Origin of the sequence: Acinetobacter sp. GD03645 (assembly GCF_029845285.1) — a bacterium.
GTDB classification, from domain to species: Bacteria; Pseudomonadota; Gammaproteobacteria; order Pseudomonadales; family Moraxellaceae; genus Acinetobacter; species Acinetobacter corruptisaponis.
This window is the reverse complement of record NZ_JAOCLL010000021.1, coordinates 51,109-69,016: the sequence shown is the minus strand read 5'-3', so window position 1 is coordinate 69,016 and position 17,908 is coordinate 51,109. Positions and strand designations below refer to the sequence as shown.

The 17,908-nt window shown below is 46.4% G+C and carries 8 protein-coding genes, 4 tRNA genes and 1 pseudogene; 7 read left to right on the top strand and 6 right to left on the bottom strand.

Annotated elements, in window-relative coordinates; all coding sequences use genetic code 11:
• The 3 genes and pseudogenes from N5J47_RS15430 to rnr form a co-directional block, all read right to left on the bottom strand.
• A pseudogene (locus tag N5J47_RS15430) lies at positions 1 to 621 on the bottom strand (oligopeptidase A); the annotation flags it as partial.
• Between the two features lie 102 nt (positions 622 to 723).
• Positions 724 to 1,146, bottom strand: a complete 423-nt coding sequence (locus N5J47_RS15425; protein ID WP_279958588.1) for a hypothetical protein — start codon at positions 1,144 to 1,146, stop codon at positions 724 to 726.
• A gap of 149 nt (positions 1,147 to 1,295) precedes the next feature.
• On the bottom strand, positions 1,296 to 3,716 hold the full coding sequence (gene rnr, locus N5J47_RS15420; protein ID WP_279962398.1) for a ribonuclease R: 2,421 nt from the start codon (positions 3,714 to 3,716) through the stop codon (positions 1,296 to 1,298).
• 259 nt (positions 3,717 to 3,975) lie between these two features.
• On the opposite strand from rnr, the gene N5J47_RS15415 reads away from it, so the two are divergent.
• The 3 genes from N5J47_RS15415 (at position 3,976) to N5J47_RS15405 (ending at position 4,275) form a co-directional block, all read left to right on the top strand.
• A tRNA-Ser gene (locus N5J47_RS15415) sits at positions 3,976 to 4,065 on the top strand.
• Between the two features lie 11 nt (positions 4,066 to 4,076).
• A tRNA-Arg gene (locus N5J47_RS15410) sits at positions 4,077 to 4,153 on the top strand.
• 45 nt (positions 4,154 to 4,198) lie between these two features.
• A tRNA-Arg gene (locus N5J47_RS15405) sits at positions 4,199 to 4,275 on the top strand.
• A 120-nt stretch (positions 4,276 to 4,395) separates the two neighbouring features.
• Here N5J47_RS15405 and N5J47_RS15400 read toward each other — a convergent pair.
• Positions 4,396 to 12,852 carry a hypothetical protein gene (locus N5J47_RS15400; protein WP_279958585.1) on the bottom strand — a complete coding sequence of 2,819 codons (8,457 nt, stop codon included), beginning with the start codon at positions 12,850 to 12,852 and terminating at the stop codon, positions 4,396 to 4,398.
• A gap of 510 nt (positions 12,853 to 13,362) precedes the next feature.
• Here N5J47_RS15400 and N5J47_RS15395 point away from each other — a divergent pair.
• Positions 13,363 to 13,439 (top strand) — tRNA-Arg (locus N5J47_RS15395).
• 60 nt (positions 13,440 to 13,499) lie between these two features.
• On the opposite strand, the gene N5J47_RS15390 is transcribed toward N5J47_RS15395, so the two are convergent.
• Complete coding sequence (locus N5J47_RS15390) at positions 13,500 to 14,798, bottom strand: SRPBCC family protein (protein ID WP_279958584.1); 1,299 nt, start codon at positions 14,796 to 14,798, stop codon at positions 13,500 to 13,502.
• Between the two features lie 195 nt (positions 14,799 to 14,993).
• Here N5J47_RS15390 and N5J47_RS15385 point away from each other — a divergent pair, with 195 nt between their 5' ends.
• The 3 genes from N5J47_RS15385 to N5J47_RS15375 all read left to right on the top strand — a co-directional run bounded on the left by N5J47_RS15385 (position 14,994) and on the right by N5J47_RS15375 (position 16,574).
• On the top strand, positions 14,994 to 15,491 hold the full coding sequence (locus N5J47_RS15385) for a YcxB family protein (RefSeq protein WP_267980648.1): 498 nt from the start codon (positions 14,994 to 14,996) through the stop codon (positions 15,489 to 15,491).
• Between the two features lie 29 nt (positions 15,492 to 15,520).
• Positions 15,521 to 16,162, top strand: a complete 642-nt coding sequence (locus tag N5J47_RS15380) for a fumarylacetoacetate hydrolase family protein (protein ID WP_279958583.1) — start codon at positions 15,521 to 15,523, stop codon at positions 16,160 to 16,162.
• Positions 16,163 to 16,238: 76 nt separating this feature from the next.
• Positions 16,239 to 16,574, top strand: coding sequence for a septal ring lytic transglycosylase RlpA family protein (locus N5J47_RS15375; protein ID WP_279958582.1), 336 nt, complete (start codon positions 16,239 to 16,241; stop codon positions 16,572 to 16,574).
• 52 nt (positions 16,575 to 16,626) lie between these two features.
• Here N5J47_RS15375 and N5J47_RS15370 read toward each other — a convergent pair whose 3' ends face one another.
• Positions 16,627 to 17,889, bottom strand: coding sequence for a YihY family inner membrane protein (locus tag N5J47_RS15370; protein ID WP_267980645.1), 1,263 nt, complete (start codon positions 17,887 to 17,889; stop codon positions 16,627 to 16,629).
• Positions 17,890 to 17,908: the final 19 nt, after the last annotated feature.

Genomic DNA, 17,908 nt, shown 5'->3' with positions numbered 1-17,908 from the left:
ATCAAGCTCACGTTGTTGTCCGTATTGTTTTAACAGTTCAACACTGCTTTGTGGTAGGCCTTTAAGTTGTGCTTCTGTTAAAGGCTTGAAGTAGGCTTGGGTTGCATCGAGTACATGGTTGGAAAAGTCAGAAGACAGTTGAGATAAACGTGCTGAAATTTCTGCATAGCGTTTTTTGGCTTCGCCCTCAAGTGCAACCCCTGAAAGTTTGAAATCACGTAGCGCAAGTTTAATCGCACTTTGTTGCGCTTCGTTGAGGGTTTGGAAAACAGTACTGTCATGAATTTGTTGATAGGTTTGATATAGCGGCGTGTGTTGCCCAAGCTGAGTATAGTATTCACTGAGGCTTGGGAGTAGTGATTGGTAAACTTCACGGGTTTCCGCATTGTTAATCACGGCATTGAGGTGCGACAAAATGCCCCACGACTCACTCATGTTATTTTCAAGTTGATCAACTTCGATCAAGGTTGCCAATTGTGCCTCGCTGCTTTGTGGCACTTTATTGAGTTGATTTAAAAAGTTCTGACCATTTTGAATGTTTTGTTCGATCTGTTGTTTTAAATCGGCAAGTTGAATGTGATCAAATTGAGGAACGGGAAGAGTCGCTTGCTGTAGGGTCATTGTATTTGTGCCATATCATCTTTAAACATAGGTATAGATGTAGGGCTTAAAGGGGGAGAAATCAAGGTTGATAAAATATTTTTAAAAATCTCTCTCGTACTCCTAATTTAAATTAGGAAAGCGTCTTCTCGTTTCTTCTTCTCTTGACTCATTAGAAAGAAAAGAAATAGTAGGCTCTAAAGAATAAGCATATATACCTAAAATAGATTGATTTGAACTTTCATAGAATTCACCGAAGCCATTGTCAATCTCAGCTTCCCATTTAAAATCATGCTGATATTTAGAAAAAAGAAATTGCTTAATCTGTTTAATTTGTAATTTATCCTGTGTGTTTAGTGTGTAGTTTACCTCATGTAATCTCCCGTTCCATTCCGTTAGCTTGATATTGGCAAGTGGATTTTCCAGCACATAATGTTTTGATTCTTTAATGAAATTTACGCTTGGGATATATTCTTTTAAGTGGTATGTTTCTTGAAGCTTAGAAAAATCAGAGAAAAGTGTAAATATGGGAATATCGAAGTTCACTTTTTGTACTCCTTTTGTTGATGGATATTTATGCTCTGCAAATAGCCATGATGGGCTTAAAAGTAAGAGAATAACTAAGAATACTTTCATAGTACTAGATTTGTTAAAAATATAAGGCTTCAGGCAATCAAACCTGAAGCCATTGTGAGTTATTCATCCTTAGCTTTCGCATTGTCCTTTTTCTTTTTCACTTTCTTCTTGGCTTTCTCTTTGGTTTCAGGCTTGGCTGATGCTTTTTTAGCAGGTTTTTTGGTATAAGAACTTGGTTTGTTCTTATCCTTTTTCTTACGAACAGGCTTTTCACCATCTTCACTGACTTGGGACGTTGTGGATGGTTTACTAAAAACCTCTTCAGTTGCTGGAGCTTTGACAGATGTGGTGCGAGGTGCTTTCTGGCGAATCACACGCCCCAAATGCGTCAACTGTTGTACCAATTGAAAGTCAATTTTACGTTCTTCCAGATTGACGCCTGCAACCAGAATCTTGACTTCATCGCCGAGACTAAAGGATTGACCGCGATTCTGACCAACCAGGCTTTGGCTGGCTTGATCATATAGGAAATAATCTTCACCGAGCTGGCTGACATGAATCATACCATCGACATATAAATCTTTGAGTGTCACGAATAGGCCAAACTCAGTCACCGCACTAATGATACCGACAAACTCATCACCTAAATGCTGTTGCATATAATGGCATTTCAACCATGTGGTGACACTACGTGAGGCTTCATCGGCACGACGTTCGGTTTGAGAGAAATGTTCACCTGCATCATCTAAAGCTGCGCCTGAAAGAGGATAAACTTTCTTGTCAAGATAGGCTTTAATCGCACGATGCAACAATAAGTCTGGATAACGACGAATTGGTGAGGTGAAATGGGTATAGGCTTCATACGCTAAGCCATAGTGCCCTGAATTTTTTGCCCCATAATAGGCTTGCATCATTGAGCGTAACAATACCGCATGGATACTTGGTGCATCAATACGATCTTTGGTTGCTTCAATGACCCGTTGATAATCGGCTTGTGTTGGCTGCTCTGGGAAAGGCAAGCCCAGCAATTTGACAAAATCACGAACTTTTTGAATACGTGAGAATTCTGGTGCTTCATGCACACGATAGAGCATCGGAATATCATGTTCCAGACAATATTCTGCTGCGGCAACGTTGGCCAGCAACATACATTCTTCGATCAATTTATGTGCATCATTACGGCTACGTGGCAAGATTTCCTTGATTCCACCCAACTCATCAAAGGTCATATAGGTTTCAATGGTTTCAAATTCCATTGCATGACGTTTGGCACGTAATTCTTTTAGTGTCTGATAAAGCTGGAATAGGGTATTTAACGATTTATGAACGCTTTTATCTTGTGGAATGGCATCGGTTGCGCCGTCAAAATAAGTCGCCACCTGATTATAGGTCAAACGTGCTTTGGAGTGCATGACCGCAGGGTAGAATTCATAACCTGTGACTTTACCAGCGCGTGAAAGTTTTAAATCACAGACCATACATAGGCGGTCAACGTGTGGATTTAAAGAACACAAACCATTCGACAATGCTTCTGGCAACATTGGCAGCACGAAATGTGGGAAATAAACCGATGTACCACGTTCTTCCGCTTCTTCATTTAAAGGTGAGTCCAAACGTACATAATGGCTGACATCTGCAATGGCAACCACCACGCGATAACCACCGCCTGCACGCTTCTCTGCATAGACTGCGTCATCAAAGTCACGGGCATCTTCACCATCAATGGTGACCAGTGGCAAGTCACGAAGATCGACACGACCTTTACGATCCTGTTCAGACGGTTCTTTAAAGCTTTCAGCTTCTTTAATGACCGCTTCTGGAAATTCATAAGGCAAACCAAACTCTAAAATGGTCTGCGGAATAATAATCTCGGTATCGGCTTTGTCTGCCATAGATTGAACCACATGACCTGTTGCCAGTTCTTCACGGGTCGGGTAGTCATCAATGGCAACGCGTAGCATATCGCCCACTTTGGCATTGGCATGTTCAATCAGTTCTTTTTCCAGCGTAATCGGCTGGTGCTGGTTTGGATTGCTGGGTTGAATAAAGTATTCACCCTCATGTTCAGCCACTTTACCAATAATCTGTTTAACACGACGTTGCACCACTTCGGTAATAAAACCCCAGGCTTTACCTTTACGGTCAACAGAGGTCTGGCGCACCTTAACGCGATCGCCATTAAACACCAAGCGTAACTCCCGTTCAGGCAACAGTACATCATCCTGACCTGCAATATTGGCAGTGCCCAGTCCTTTGCTGTTGATATAGACCGTTGCTTCATGACTCGGTAAGTCTGTTGCAGGCTGGAACTTAAATCCGTCTTTCATCAGTTGACCGTCACGTACCATTGCGCTTAAGCGGTGGTTGAGTGCATCAATACTTTTTTGATCTGGGATATTAAAGTGGTCCACAAGTTCCGCATGGGATTGTGCAGTTTGTAATTGTTCTAATGTAGTTAAAATAAGGGTTCGGCTCGGAATAGGATTATCGTAACGTTCAGCTTCTGCTTTTGCTTCGGGATCAACCCAATTTGTAGTCATATCTTTTCAATTCACATCTGGCAGATCGGTTTAGCATAAGTCATTCAAACTTTAACTGCACGTCAAAGATTGCAAGATTCTGTTTGTTACACCGATCTGAATAAAGGAGAGAGCACTATATTAACAAGCGTTGGACTAAAAAATGCTGAAAAAAACAGAAATTGATTAAAAAATATTTGATTGATATAAAAAAACATAAAAAAATAGGAACATTACTTGTGTAATGTAGTTTTAGTTTGTATTATTGCGCTCGTGTTACGGTGAGATGGGTGAGTGGCTGAAACCACATCCCTGCTAAGGATGCGTACGGGTAACTGTACCGAGGGTTCGAATCCCTCTCTCACCGCCACTTTACTTAAGGCGCTCATAGCTCAGCTGGATAGAGCACTTGGCTACGAACTAAGGGGTCGGGAGTTCGAATCTCTCTGAGCGCACCAAGTAAAGATTAAAGTAACACAAGCCTAAATAGGCATATAAGTAATGCGCTCATAGCTCAGCTGGATAGAGCACTTGGCTACGAACTAAGGGGTCGGGAGTTCGAATCTCTCTGAGCGCACCAACTTAAAGAAATTAACCGCTTAATTGCGGTTTTTTTGTGCCTGAAATTTGAAGCTAGTCTATAAAAAATAATGGTTATAAAAAAAGCCGCTGATGACAGCAGCTTTTTTGTCATTTTTTATTAGAAATGATGGAATAACGAACCAAACAGATTGTCAGTCACGTTATGTAAAGATGTTGGTAATGAAACCAGATCAGCTAAAGACCCGCCATTTGGATTTGGTTCACCTACAGCGATGCCATGATTGCCAGTTACTGGACCGAGGACAGAGTTTAAAATACTGTCAACGCCTGTATGGGTCGTACTATTGGTGCCACATCCACAATCTTCACCGCTTCCTCCTGCGTTGATGGAAATAAGCTCACCTACATTACCAAGTAAACCCCCATCACTACTGAACAGACCATTCACCGTGCCTTGTAGGCTGTCAAGAGATAGGTTGCCACCAATCACATTTTGGATTGGCTGGGCAATGCCAGTGAGTAAATCTCCACCAATAATGTCAGTGATTGAGCCTAAAGGACCACCGTCACCGCCGCCAATTCCGCCAGTGATGCCACCAATGATTCCAGTGACCGCACCAAGAGGACCACCATCACCACCACCAATTCCACCTGTGATGCCATCAATGATTCCAGTGATTGCACCTAAAGGGCCACCGTCACCACCGCCGATTCCACCAGTGATGCCACCAATGATTCCAGTGACTGCGCCCAGAGGACCGCCATCACCGCCGCCGATACCACCTGTAAGGCCACCTATGATTCCAGTGACTGCACCAAGAGGACCACCATCTGTACCACCAGTAATGCCACCAATAATGTCAGTGATTGAGCCTAAAGGCCCGCCATCACCGCCACCGATTCCACCTGTGATGCCGCCAATAATTCCAGTGACTGTACCAAGAGGCCCGCCATCACTGCCGATGATACCACCGACATCAGTGAGGTCGCCCGCAATATGCTGAACAAGACCGCCAGTTGTTGAACCGTTGGTAATCAGTGTGCCAATCACACCCGTTGCAGAACCAACTGCACCGCCAATGTCAGCCCCAGCAAGGTCAGAAATGGTTTCAAGTGTGCCGTTTACGGTGTCACGGGATGTTTCGAAAGTGAGCGTACCGAGGTTGGTCAGATCAACGATAGGGTGTACCTGAGGGAAGATGCTACCGATGGTGCCACCCACAGTCTCGATGCCTGTGTTGATGATTTCAGTTTTGAGGCTTTCCACGCCCTGAAGCACATCAATGCCTGTCTGGATCACGCCAGTGACAGGGTTGTTGCCGAGGTCGCCACCAGTGATGCCGCCAATGATTCCAGTGACCGCGCCAAGAGGACCACCATCACCGCCGCCGATTCCACCCGTGATGCCACCGATGATTCCAGTCACTGCACCAAGAGGGCCACCGTCACCACCGCCGATTCCACCCGTGATGCCACCGATGATTCCAGTCACTGCACCAAGAGGGCCACCGTCACCACCACCAATTCCACCAGTGATTCCGCCAATGATTCCAGTGACTGCACCTAAAGGACCACCGTCACCACCGCCAATTCCACCTGTGATGCCACCGATGATTCCAGTCACTGCGCCAAGAGGTCCATCATCACCGCCACCAATTCCACCAGTAATGCCACCGATGATTCCAGTGACCACACCGAGAGGACCACCATCACCGCCAATGATGCCACCGACATCAGTGAGGTCGCCCGCAATATGCTGAACAAGACCGCCCGCTGTTGAGCCATTGTTAATCAGTGTGCCAATCACACCCGTTGCAGAACCAACTGCACCGCCAATGTCAGCCCCAGCAAGGTCGGAAATGGTTTCAAGTGTGCCGTTTACGGTGTCACGTGATGTTTCGAAGGTGAGCGTACCGAGGTTGGTCAGATCAACAATAGGATGTACCTGAGGGAAGATGCCGCTGATGGTGCCGCCCACAGTCTCGATGCCTGTGTTGATGATTTCAGTTTTGAGGCCTTCCACGCCCTGAAGCACATCAATGCCTGTCTGGATCACGCCAGTGACAGGGTTGTTGCCGAGGTCGCCACCTGTGATGCCACCGATAATGCCAGTCACTGTACCAAGAGGACCGCCGTCACCGCCGCCAATTCCACCTGTGATGCCGCCAATGATGCCAGTCACTGCACCCAGAGGACCACCGTCACCGCCGCCAATTCCACCTGTGATACCGCCAATAATGCCAGTCACTGCACCCAGAGGACCACCGTCACTACCGCCAATTCCACCAGTAATGCCGCCGATAATGTCAGTGACTGCGCCGAGAGGACCGCCATCACCGCCACCAATTCCACCTGTGATGCCACCGATAATTCCAGTGACCGCGCCCAAAGGACCGCCATCACCACCACCAATTCCACCTGTGATACCACCGATGATGCCAGTCACTGCACCGAGAGGACCGCCATCACCACCGCCGATTCCACCTGGAATGCCACCGATGATTCCAGTCACTGCACCAAGAGGGCCACCGTCACCACCGCCGATTCCACCTGTGATGCCGCCAATGATGCCACCGACATCAGTGAGGTCGCCTGCAATATGCTGAACAAGACCGCCAGCTGTTGAACCATTGTTAATCAGTGTGCCAATCACACCCGTTGCAGAACCAACTGCACCGCCAATATCAGCCCCAGCAAGGTCGGAAATGGTTTCAAGTGTGCCGTTTACAGTATCTCTTGATGTTTCAAAGGTGAGCGTACCGAGGTTGGTCAGATCAACAATAGGATGTACCTGAGGGAAGATGCCGCTGATGGCGCCACCCAAAGTTTCAATACCTGTGTTGATGATTTCAGTTTTGAGGCTTTCCACGCCCTGAAGCACATCAATGCCTGTCTGGATCACGCCAGTGACAGGGTTGTTGCCGAGGTCGCCACCCGTGATGCCACCGATGATTCCAGTGACCGCACCAAGAGGGCCACCGTCACCACCACCAATTCCACCTGTGATGCCACTGATGATTCCAGTGACTGCACCGAGAGGACCGCCATCACCACCGCCAATTCCACCTGTGATGCCACCGATAATTCCAGTGACTGTGCCTAGAGGACCGCCGTCACCCCCACCAATTCCACCAGTGATGCCGCCGATAATGCCAGTGACTGCACCGAGAGGTCCGCCGTCACCACCGCCAATTCCACCAGTGATGCCAGTCACTGTGCCAAGAGGTCCGCCGTCACCGCCGATAATGCCACCGACATCAGTGAGGTCGCCTGCAATATGCTGAACAAGGCCAGAGGCTGTTGAACCGTTGGTAATTAGTGTGCCAATCACACCTGTTGCAGAACCTGCCGCACCATTCAGGTCAGCCCCAGCAAGGTCAGAAATGGTTTCAAGTGTACCGTTTACGGTGTCACGAGATGTTTCAAAGGTAAGTGTACCGAGGTTGGTTAAATCCACAACTGGGTGTACCTGAGGGAAGATGCCACCGATGGTGCCACCTACAGTTTCAATACCTGTGTTGATGATTTCAGTTTTAAGGCTTTCCACGCCCTGAAGCACATCAATGCCTGTCTGGATCACGCCAGTGACAGGGTTGTTGCCGAGGTCGCCACCCGTGATGCCGCCAATGATTCCAGTCACTGCGCCAAGAGGACCACCGTCACCACCACCAATTCCACCTGTGATGTCACCGATAATTCCAGTGACTGCACCAAGAGGCCCGCTGTCACCACCAATTCCACCTGTGATGCCACCGATAATTCCAGTGACTGCACCAAGAGGCCCGCCATCACCACCGCCGATTCCGCCAGTGATGCCACCAATAATTCCAGTCACCGCGCCTAAAGGCCCGCCATCACCACCACCGATTCCGCCAGTGATGCCACCAATAATTCCAGTCACCGCGCCTAAAGGCCCGCCATCACCGCCCCCGATTCCACCCGTGATGCCACCAATAATTCCAGTGACTGCGCCAAGAGGCCCGCCATCACCACCGCCGATTCCGCCAGTAATGCCGCCAATGATTCCAGTGACAGCACCGAGAGGCCCGCCATCACCACCGCCAATTCCACCAGTGATGCCATCAATGATTCCAGTGACCGCACCAAGAGGACCACCGTCACCATCGCCATCACATCCACAGTCACCATTTACTATGCCACTGATGGTGTCGGTAATGATTTGAATAGGATTACCCCCGTCACCGCCGATTACACCGCCAATCGTACCAGTGATGATTTCAAGTGGATTACCACTGTCTCCACCAATGACACCGCCGATTGTACCTGTGACGATATCAAGGGCATTACCATTACCTAAGCTATATGTAATGTTGCCAATACTGGTTGCTGCACCATCAACTGCACCCATTGCTGTGCCTAATACACCTGTGCTGTCAGCATCACCAGTAACGAGAGTCACCAGATTTGTTGCTGGCGTAATCAGGTCACCATTGCCCACGGCATTTAAGTCGAGCACAGAAATTGCGTTGCCTGAGAAATTAATTGGAATGGTAATTTGTGTCAGCAAGCTTGCGCCATCTCCCACACCGTTACCGATGCCATAGTTATGGTCGCCATTACCCGATGCAATACCACCAAGTACACCACCTGTGCCATTGCTGCCTGTATTGTTCTCAGTGTTGTTATTCTCAAAGGTATTGTGAGTGGTTGTGCCTGCATTGTTGGTTGAGTTTGCAGTTGCGGTTCCAAAGAGTGAGATTGCATTTCCTGAGAAATTCACTGGTATCGCAATTGGTGCCACAATGCTGGCATCATCGGCAATCCCATTGCCAATACCATAGTTTTGTTCACCATTGCCCGCAGCGGCACCATTCAGTAATCCGCCACCCAAACCACCTGTTCCACCAGTACCGTTGTTGCCACTGTTGTTGGTGCTGTCATTGTCCTGGAAGTGATTGTTGGTTGTGGTTGATGAGTTGTTGACAGAATTTGATGTTGCATTGCCAAAGATGGAGAATGCATTACCCGATGCATTAACTGGTGTGGTGATTGGCATCACAATACTGGTATCGTCGGCAATACCATTGCCAATACCATAATTGTGTTCGCCATTCCCTGCGGATACACCGTTTAATGCGCCGCCACCTGTACCACCACTGCCGCCATTGTTGCCACTATTGTTGGTGGTGTCATTGTCCTGATAATAGTTTGTCGTTGTGGTGGATGAGTTGTTGACAGAGTTTGATGTTGCGTCACCAAAGATGGAGAATGCATTACCAGAGGCATTCACAGGTGCGGTAATCGGCGCGACAATACCTGCATCGTCAGCAATGCCATTGCCAATACCGAAATTGTGTTCACCATTGCCTGCGCCAACACCATTGAGCAGACCACCTAAACCACTACCTGTGCCGCCAACACCACCACTATTGCTGTTATTGACGCTGTCATTGTCCTGGAAGTAGTTTGTGGTCGTGGTTGATGAATCATTGACTGAGTTGGAGGTTGCGTCCCCCAGGAAAGAGAATGCATTGCCTGAAGCGCTGAGTGGGGTGGCGATTGGCATGACAATACTGGTGTCGTTGCCAATTCCGTTGCCAATGCCGTAGTTATGGTCGCCATTGCCTGCCGCTGCACCATTGCCCCAGCCACCAATACCATTCCCAGAAACTCCACCAAGCCCTGTACCATTGTTACTATTGTTGGTGGTGTCATTATCTTCAAAGTGGTTTACGGTGGTGGTGGATGAGTTGTTGACTGAATCCGAGGTTGCATTTCCTAGTCCAGAGAATGAGTTGCCCAGTGCATTTGCTGGCATGGTGACTGGCATGACGATACTTGCGTCATCGCCATTGCCGTTGCCGATTCCATAGTTATGCTCACCATTGCCTGAACCAAAACCATTCAGTAAACCACCAATGCCATTGCCTGCCGTACCGTCAACCCCAGAACCGTTGTTACTGTTATTGGTGGTGTCATTGTCATAGACATTGTTGGTTGTGGTGGTGGATGCATCGTTATGGGATGAATTGTGCGCATTGCCAAATGCGCTAACCTCATTACCCAGGGCATTCATTGGTGCTGTAAATGGTGCAGTAACATCAGCATCATCGCCGTTGCCATTACCGATACCGTAGTTCTGCTCACCGTTGCCCGCACCAAAGCCATTGACCAGACCACCAATGCCGTTACCCGCATCGCCTGTTCCATTATTGCTTTGGTTGGTGGTGTCATTGTCATGAACGGTATTTGTGGTGTTGGTTGTGGCCACATTATGTGAGGTATTGCCTGCACCCTCACTGGTTGTACCGAACCAGGAAACACCATTACCCATTGCATTGACTGGTGTTACGATTGGAGATGTCCAGCCAACATCATCGCCGTTGCCATTGCCAATGCCGTAATTGTGTTCACCATTACCCGCCGATACACCATTGAGTAAACCACCACCAAGACCATTGCCTGTATCGCCACCTACACCGTTATTGCTGTTGTTGATGGTGTCATTGTCATAAACAACATTTGAGGTTGTGGTTGGTGCGATATTGGTTGAGGAAACGCTGTTGTCATCGCAATTATCGGCATTGCCAACGGAATTGCCAAAGATATGGACAGGGGAGGTAACAGGTGCCGTAATGTCAACATCATCACCATTTCCGTTGCCGATACCATAGTTTTGCTCGCCATTGCCCGCAGCAGGGCCGTTGCCCCAACCATCAATACCATTGCCTGTGTTGCCACCAGCACCATTGTTGCTGTTGTTGGTGGTGTCATTGTCGAGTACGAGGTTCGATGTTGTGGTTGGTGCGGTATTGACTGAGTCAACATTACCGCTGCCTACGCCTGCAAATGAGTTGCCCAGTACCTGAACAGGTGTCGTCCACGGTGTGGTGATGCTGGCATCGTCACCGTTGCCATTGCCGATACCGTAGTTGTTTTCCTCATTGCCTGCTGAAACACCATTTAACAAACCGCCATCGGTGCCATTGCCTGTAGCGCCAACGCCATTACTGCTGTTGTTGGTTGTATCGTTGTCTTCAACAATGGTGGTTGCGGTTGTTGGTGCAGTGTTGACTGAGCTGACATCACCACCACCAATCCCTGCGATCGAGTTACCAAGTGCCTGGAATGGGGCGGTTACAGGCATGGTGCCGTCAACATCGTCGCCGTTGCCATTGCCAATCCCGTAATTTTGTTCACCATTGCCTGCCGCAGGACCATTGCCTAAGCCGCCAACGCCTGTATTTCCAACCCCTGTCGAATTATTGCTGTTATTGGTGGTGTCATTGTCCTGAATATGTGTAGTGGAGGTTGTTGCTGATGTATTGACAGAATTAACATCGCCACCGCCAATGATGGTGGCTGCATTTCCTACCGCCTGAACAGGGGTCGTCCATGGCGTTGTGATATCAACATCGTCACCGTTGCCATTGCCAATGCCATAGTTATGTTCATCATTGCCTGCTGAAACACCGTTTAATAAACCACCGCCATTGCCATTACCCGCCGTACCGACACCATTGTTGCTGTTGTTGATCGTGTCATTGTCTTCAATGAGTGTGCTGGAACTGGTTGAGGTGTTGTTCACAGAATTGACATCGCCGCCACCCACTCCAGTAATGGCATTGCCTACCGCCTGAAATGGGACGGTGACTGGCATGGTGGCATCTACATCATCACCATTGCCACTGCCGATTCCATAGTTTTGTTCACCATTGCCCGCAGCAGGGCCATTACCCCAGCCACCACCATTGCCATTGCCTGCACCACCTGTACCGTTATTGCTGTTATTGGTGCTGTCATTGTCCTGAATATGGGTGGTAGAGCTTGTGGTGGCTGTATTAACTGAGTTTATATCTCCTGCACCAATCGCAGAAATTGAGGTGCCCACAGCCTGAACAGGTGTGGTCCATGGTGTGGTGATGCTGGCATCGTCACCGTTGCCATTGCCGACACCATAGTTATGTTCACCATTGCCTGCTGAAACGCCCGTCAGTAAACCGCCATCATTGCCGTTGCCTGCCGCACCAGCGCCGCTATTGCTGTTGTTGGTTGTGTCATTGTCTTCAATAATGACCTGAGAAGTGGTGGGTGCAGTGTTGATCGCATGAGTACCACCACCAACGGCAGAAATTGAACTGCCTACGGCATCAAATGGCATGGTTAGGGATGGCGTGAGATTGACATCATCACCGTTACCATTGCCAACGCCATAATTGTGATCCCCATTACCTGCCGCCGCGCCACTCAATAAGCCGCCACTGCTGCCATTACCAGCAGTACCTGTATTGCCATTATTGGTGGTGTCGTTATCGTGGAGCAAAACGGAGGAACTGGTTGAGGTTGTATTGATAGCTGGTGTCGTGTCTGTGGCTGGATTGTTGATTGAATGGAAAGCTGTTGTGAAAGGAAGAGGGAAAGTGAGACCGTAACCGTTACCTACACCAGCACCATAGTTCTGTTGACCATTACCTGCTGAAATTCCATTTAATAAGCCTTGCCCGCCGTTAAGGCCACTATTTGTAGTGACTGTACTGCTATCGACCACCACGTTATTCGTCGTGTGAGTTATAGGTGTAGTCGTTGTTTGGCTATTGCTATTAGAATGAAAGAGGATGCCTGTAATTGGTGATAAAATACTTTTAAATAACATATCGATATACCTATAATTATTGGAGTTTTGTTTTATTTACTTCTAAATAATTATGTGACTCATGTCTCATAATTTAATCAATAGTATTTATTGGTTATCTATTTATTGTCAATATAGTTATTTTTATCACGATATTTTTATATTGCTTTGAAGTTTAAATAAATCAAAAGCTTATATTTGATTAACGATATATTTAATTTAGGCGGGATATATGCAAAGGCCATCAAGAGGCAGGGAAAATACAGGGTTTTAGGCCATTAACAGTCTATTTAGTTAAATTAAAATAATTTTATTATGTTGAAATTAAATAAGAAAAGAATGTGAAAATGGATATTTTTATTGTTTCTCATAAACAATTTATAAGCCTGTATTTGAATTGAAAATAAATGTTTCGTTTATGTATGCATGTTTTTAGGCAGAAAGTGTTGAATCTATAATCAGTTAAACTTGTTTTGAGCGAAAGTTCTTATCAATTGGAAAAAAATGCGTATAATGCCCTCCATCAAATATGCGCTCATAGCTCAGCTGGATAGAGCACTTGGCTACGAACTAAGGGGTCGGGAGTTCGAATCTCTCTGAGCGCACCAATTTGATTTATCGAAAGATAAAGATTGAAAAAAACCGCTTAAATGCGGTTTTTTTGTGCTTTATGCCTTTGTCTTGATTTTCTGCACAAACACAGCATTACCGCCAACTGCTGGCAATACGTCATGATATGGCAGGCTTCGCATTGCCCTGAGTAAAAATGGCGCTTTTTCATCAATTTTCATGCTGGTGGTCATTTTAAATAAAGTACCCTGATTAAGCTCGGTAAATCCCATCTGGCCTTTAATAAAACGCAAGTCACCGCCATTGGCATAAAAATTATTTTCAGTGGCATTTGGATAATTAAAATGCAGTTTAAAGGCAAATGGAATATTAATGACACCTAAGCCCACATTGACCTGAATATCTGCATCCTGTCCCTGATTCTGAATGGGGGTGATCACCACCTTTTTGATTTGCCGAGGGAATAAATCCTTATAGGCCAATGGGGTGAGCCATTTTTTTAGCTGTTGTGGTGTCTGTTTATAAAACTGATAGGTGGTGGAAAACCGCATGGCTTCACGTCCATGCGTGTACATGATGCTGGTCGGGGCATGCAGAAAGCTAACGGGTTGCTGTGATGTCTGGCTGAGCTGGGCGATTTTTGTGAGCTGGGCTGCATTGAGTTGAGGACTTGGCATTTGCCCGCCATCAAGTGGAGCAGTGTTTTGTCCAATAAAACGGGTTCTTAAAGCCTCTAGAACAAAGGCGTTGCCAGTGCTGGGAACTCCAAGCTTGACCTCAGGAATCGCGTTTAAAATTTTCTTTAAAATAAATCCTTTCGGTTGGTTGAGGTCACCCCACTGGGTTAATGTCACCAGGGTCCGATGCTCATCCAGCGCAAACCATTCCAGTTTTCCGACCCCATAGGGAATGGGGGCGTCAATGACCAGACTGGCGATGCTGTTTGGCTTGATCTGGTGTTGCAGGGTGACATCCTCATTGAAATTGAGTACAGGAATTGGTGTTGGAATTGAGACCTTGTATTTCACCTGTACGATATTGCCCGACTGTTCAATGGTCTTGGCCGATTTTAGGGTTGGAAATAGTCCTACATAATGGCTAAAGTCCGTCAGCGTTTTCGCCACCTGTTGTGTATTGGCGGGAACGATGATGGCGGCGGAAGTAAAGCTGACACTGGGTTGAGGATTGCTTTTCAGGGTGGGTACTGAGGTTTTGACCGCAGGGTGGCCATAAATGAAAATAGTATCCTGGGTATAACTGGCCAAGAGCTGTGGATTGTTATGAAAAGGCTGCAAGGCACTTGGGATATTGTCTGTCCATGTAATGATTTGAGTAAAACCAATTTGACTTATCCCGAATAAAATACCTGTACATAGCAGGCGGGTAAAATAAGACATCACATTCCTTTGATTTTTTATAAGTGACTGAGTTAGAAATTCAGCATTTCAATCTTGATCAATGCCAGTAAATTGGAAAATAGTTATAAATTTTTTTGTGTGTAAAGAATAGCCATATTGTGTAAAACAACGTCTTAGCCTCTAAACTGGTGTAATATTTACGCCCATCCATGATGAAACAAATTGAAGTCGAGCATGTCTGAACAACGTCCAGCGCTATCCCTGCGTTATTACCTGAATTTAGAAGAGTCCCAGGATGGTTTTGCTTTAGTGACCTTTGGTAAAAAGACCTTTACCCGTTTTTTAACCCCACTGATTAGTATCGCCATTATTGTATGGGGTGTTTATCTGGGTTTTTCGGGTGTCGGGCGTTACTACGTTGCATTGGGTGCCTTTTTCCTGATCATGCAGGGGCTGATGCGCTATTGGTTGCTGCCGATGTTGTTTAAACGCCAGTTTGTCCGCTATCAGTTTGGCAAGAGTGAACAGGGCATTGACCTGTATCAGGATCATTTTGAGCTTTATGCCACAGGTAAAAAGCAAAGTGCGCAGTATGCCGAGGTGCAGTCTTTCGCCATTGGTAAACTGACCTATATGCTGGAACTGAAAAACCATACCGTGGTGATTGTGCCAAAGCGGGCGTTTACAGATTCAGCAGCGCAAAGTAAATTTGAAAATAGCTTTAAAAAATAAATAATCTTTCGCATAAATAAGGAAATGCCATGAGTATTCATCCATCAAAAATTGTGTGTGTCGGTCGAAACTATGCAGAGCACGTTAAGGAGCTGGGCAATGCCATGCCTGAGCGTCCCATGTTATTCATGAAGCCACCCAGCAGTTTAGGCACTTTGCAACAGGGGATCACTTGGAACAAGGCCTTGGGTGAATGCCACTATGAATGTGAAATCTGCCTGCAAATCGCACATCCCCTGTCTGGAGAAACAGATCGGGAAAAAGTGCTGGAGGCGGTGGGAGCACTGACACTGGGACTGGATTTAACCCTGCGTGATTTACAGGGTGAGCTAAAAGCCAAGGGACATCCGTGGGAACGTGCCAAAGCCTTTGATGGTGCATGTATTTTGGGTGAATGGATTGAAACCGATGAGATTGGTGACCTACAGGAACTTGAACTGATCTTGACCATCAATGGTGATGAACGCCAGCATGGTTTCACCAAAGATATGATATTTGATATTGCCGATTTATTGATTGATATTAATCAGGCATTTAGCCTACAGACGGGCGATGTGATCATGACGGGAACACCAGCGGGTGTAGGTGCTTTACAGCCAAATGATCAACTCACCCTAAAACTGATTACCCAGTCTGGGGAATATGACTGGAATACTTTTGTCCGACCATAATTATGCATTTGCAACATGCTGAGGGTTAAGATTGCAAATATCAGCATGTTGTCATGTGTATAAGAAGTCATCAAAAATGAAATATATTTTCTTCGTCTTCTGTTTGGTCAATAGTTCTGTATTTGCCCAGGTGGGTACAGCAAGTCTCTATGCAGACCGTTTTCAAGGGCAGAAAACCACCAGTGGGGAACGTTATAATCCCTCACAGGCAACGGCTGCACATTCCAGTTTGCCATTTGGTACCAAGGTGCAAGTGACCAATCTGGAAACCAATAAATCGACTGTGGTACGGATTAATGATCGTGGTGCATATGGTCGCCATTTGATTGATTTATCAAGGGCTGCCGCACAGGAAATTGGTTTAACGCCTAAACAGGGAGCCTGTAAGGTAAAAATTAAAGTTTTAAAATAAATATCTGAAAGCAGCCAATGACTCACCTGTTAAAGTCATTGGCTAGGCAGATTTATTTTGGTTCCGTTGACATCTCAAAGATGGTTGAAAGGGGAATAGACAGTTTAGCCGCCAAATAGTCGTTGCTTTCAATCAGGGCTGGGCCAAGTCGCTCCATCCATTCATCATCCTGATGCACATTGAATACATCAGGGCGTAAAGGCAAGGGATAAGGAAGAGCGGTAAAGAAACTCCAGAAATCAACCTGTGCCAAATTCCGTACCAACACATATTCATCCTTATCTGTGCGCTTGATGAGATTTTGATTTTCAAGTTGCAGGACATAGGCAGGTAAACGCCCCAATTCACCACGACCAATAATATCTAGTAGTTCCGTTTCACTGACACTTTCACCGATTTGCTGTTTTTTATAAAACAGCTCCAGCATGTCGAGTAGCATCAAAATTGGGTGGCGCTTTTGCTCCTTGCCTGAATGAAATGCAGTGAGGGCATAGCTGACTTCCACACCCAGTAAGATGATGTTCCAGGACAGGTAGATCCAGAGCAGGAAAATGGGAACGGCAGCAAATGCACCATAGACAATTTCATAGCTGGTGAAGTTGCTCATGATCCAGCCAAATAAACGTTTCAGGGTTTCGAAAACCGTTGCACTAAAACAGGCGGCAATGACTGCTGAAAAGATCGGGACAGTGCGGTTTGGAATGGTCCAGTATAAAATGAAGAAGCCAGCAATCGTAAGTAGAAATGAAATCAACCATAGGATTAATGAACCATTAAGTTGATAGCCTGCAAAGTTGTTGCTGAGAATGTTCATTGAGGCGACAGTTGAGGAAAGTACAAACGCACTGCCTAAAATGATCGGGCCCAGTGAAATAATGGTCCAGTAACGCATAAAGCCAATCAGGCCTGTACGGGTTTCCTTGACCCGCCAGATACGATTGAAAACGGTTTCAATCGAAGACAGCATTAATACGGTGGTGACAAAAAGAAACAGCACCCCAATCACGGTGAGGTTACTGGATTTCTCGGTAAATGCGTTCAGTGCCTTATCAAAGGCAATCGTGCTTTTAGGCAAAAAGTTGCTGTAGATCAGTTGTTGCAGTTGTTGTCGGGCAGGTTCCAGTGCCTTGATGGAGGAAATGATGACCAGAAAAACGGTCAGCATGGGAACAACGGCAAACAGGGTGGTATAGGTGAGGGAACCCGCTTGTTCCTGACAGCGATCGGCCTTGAAACGCCGTAACACAAATACAATAAATTGAAACCATGTTTTTTCTAAAAAAGGCAGTTTGTTTAGATATCGTTCGAAGATCATGGGTTCATCCTATTGTTTT

Excerpts from the sequence above, each read along its gene's own strand:
- rnr (WP_279962398.1), bottom strand. The coding sequence starts at position 3,716 with ATGACTACAAATTGGGTTGATCCCGAAGCAAAAGCAGAAGCTGAACGT.
- N5J47_RS15400 (WP_279958585.1), bottom strand. The coding sequence starts at position 12,852 with ATGTTATTTAAAAGTATTTTATCACCAATTACAGGCATCCTCTTTCAT.
- N5J47_RS15390 (WP_279958584.1), bottom strand. The coding sequence starts at position 14,798 with ATGTCTTATTTTACCCGCCTGCTATGTACAGGTATTTTATTCGGGATA.
- N5J47_RS15385 (WP_267980648.1), top strand. The coding sequence starts at position 14,994 with ATGTCTGAACAACGTCCAGCGCTATCCCTGCGTTATTACCTGAATTTA.
- N5J47_RS15380 (WP_279958583.1), top strand. The coding sequence starts at position 15,521 with ATGAGTATTCATCCATCAAAAATTGTGTGTGTCGGTCGAAACTATGCA.
- N5J47_RS15375 (WP_279958582.1), top strand. The coding sequence starts at position 16,239 with ATGAAATATATTTTCTTCGTCTTCTGTTTGGTCAATAGTTCTGTATTT.
- N5J47_RS15370 (WP_267980645.1), bottom strand. The coding sequence starts at position 17,889 with ATGATCTTCGAACGATATCTAAACAAACTGCCTTTTTTAGAAAAAACA.